We start from the raw sequence: 1,979 nt of genomic DNA, 5'->3' as shown, positions 1-1,979 counted from the left end.
GGTGCGGTTCGCCGGCTCGCGGCTGGTCGCCGCCGGCAATGACGACGACCTGCTGCCGGTCAGGCTGCGCACCGGCGAGCGCTCGCTCGGCGGCGCGCTGTCGTGGACGACGCCGCAGGCGGTCACCGATTTTCCGAGGACCGGTCCCTTCTCCGACCTCGCTCCGCCCGCCGAGGTCACCGTCACCAGGCAGGTGCTGGCCGAGCCGACGCCTGACATCGTCGAGCGCACCTGGGCGACGCTTGCCGACGGCACGCCGCTGGTGACCGGGATGAAGAAGGGTAAGGGCACGCTCGTCCTGTTCCATGTCACGCCGGAGGCGACCTGGTCGAACCTGCCGATCTCCGGCAGCTTCGTCGAGATGCTGCGCCGCATCGTGCAATTGTCGCGCAACCAGGGCGCGGCGGTCGCCAATGCCGAGGCCGCCGCTACTTCGTTGGCGCCCTACCGCATGATATCAGCCGACGGCGCGCTCGTGCCTCCGACGCCGGATGCAAGGCCGCTGGTGCCGGGTGCCGGCCGACTGCCGGTGACGTTCGAGAACCCGCCCGGCCTATACGGCTCCGAAACCGGCGTCTTCGCCCACAATCTGCTCAATGCCGAAAGCAGCTTCGCGCCGCTGGTCCGCCCTCAGATCACCGTGCCGGTCACCACCATCCAGTACGCTTTCGACGAATCGCAGAATTTGAAGGGCCCGTTGGTGGCGGCAGCTCTTTTGCTGATGGTGCTCGACACGCTGGCCGTGTTCTGGATGGGCGGCCTGTTCTCGCGCCGGCCGCGCCGCGCCGGCACTGCTGCCGCAACCACCGCCGCCCTGCTGATTGCGCTCGGCGCCCTGGTCGGCCACGCCGACGTCGCCCGCGCCGACGATGCCAAACCCGGCGATGAGCGGGCGATCGAGGACATTTCCAAGACCCGGATCGCTTATGTGCAGACCGGCGAACAGAGCGTCGATTCGATCAGCCGTGCCGGGCTGGAGGGCCTGACCCGCTTCCTGATCGAGAAGACCGCGCTTGAGCCGGGTGCGCCGGCCAGCGTCGATATCTCGAAGGACCAGCTGTCCTTCTACCCCCTGATCTACTGGCCGATCGACCCTGCCGCACCGATGCCGAGCCAGGCCGTGATTGCCCGCGTCGACGCCTATATGCAGCAGGGCGGCACGGTGCTGTTCGACACGCGCGACCAGTTCGCCACCGGCATCGGCGCGGATTCGGCCAGCCCGGCGACGGAGCGGCTGCGCGACATCCTGGGCAACCTCAACGTGCCGCCGCTGGAACCGGTGCCGTCGGACCATGTGCTGACCAAATCCTTCTACATCCTGCCTGAGTTTCCCGGACGCTTCGCCGGCGGTCCGCTCTGGGTCGCGGCGTCGCTGGAAGCCAGCAACGCCGAGAACCGCCCGGTGCGCACCGGCGACGGCGTCTCGCCGATCATGATTACCGCCAATGATTTCGCCGGCGCCTGGGCGGTCGACGAGAATGGCGACCCGCTTTTGCCGACCGTGCCGTCGGACCCGATGCAGCGCATTTATGCGCTGCGCGCCGGCGTCAACATCATGATGTACATGCTGACCGGCAACTACAAATCCGATCAGGTGCATGTGCCGGTGCTGCTCGAACGGCTGGGGCAGTAAGCCATGAACTGGTCGCTTGCCTTCGAACCGCTCATTTCCTGGCCGCTGCTTGGCCTGGTGCTGGCGCCGCTGTTGCTGCTGGCACTGGTCGGCCTGTGGTTTCGCCAGCGCGGCGCGGTCTTCCGTTTCGCCGCCCTGCTCGCGCTGGGTGCGGCCCTGCTCAACCCTGTGGCCCTCGACGAAGAGCGCGAGGCGCTGAAAAGCGTCGTCGCCGTCGTCGTCGACCGCAGCCAGAGCCAGGACATTGGCGAACGCACCAAGCAGACCGACGAGGCGCTGGCCGGGCTTCAGCAGCGCCTCGGCCGTTTCAAGCAGTTCGACGTCCGCGTCGTCGAACTGCTTGAAA

General features: G+C 67.8%; 1 protein-coding gene and 1 pseudogene. Both read left to right on the top strand.

Features of this window, described 5'->3' with window-relative positions; genetic code table 11:
- Nucleotides 1-1,633, top strand: a 1,633-nt coding sequence (locus E5W87_RS35170) for a DUF4159 domain-containing protein (protein ID WP_292408489.1), incomplete at its 5' end; no start/stop codon positions are given.
- Nucleotides 1,634-1,636: 3 nt separating this feature from the next.
- Nucleotides 1,637-1,979, top strand: a pseudogene (locus E5W87_RS35165) (hypothetical protein); the annotation flags it as partial.

The sequence above is a fragment of the Mesorhizobium sp. genome, from assembly GCF_004962925.1.
Lineage (GTDB): Bacteria > Pseudomonadota > Alphaproteobacteria > Rhizobiales > Rhizobiaceae > Mesorhizobium.
This window is presented reverse-complemented; position numbering and strand designations above follow the sequence as displayed.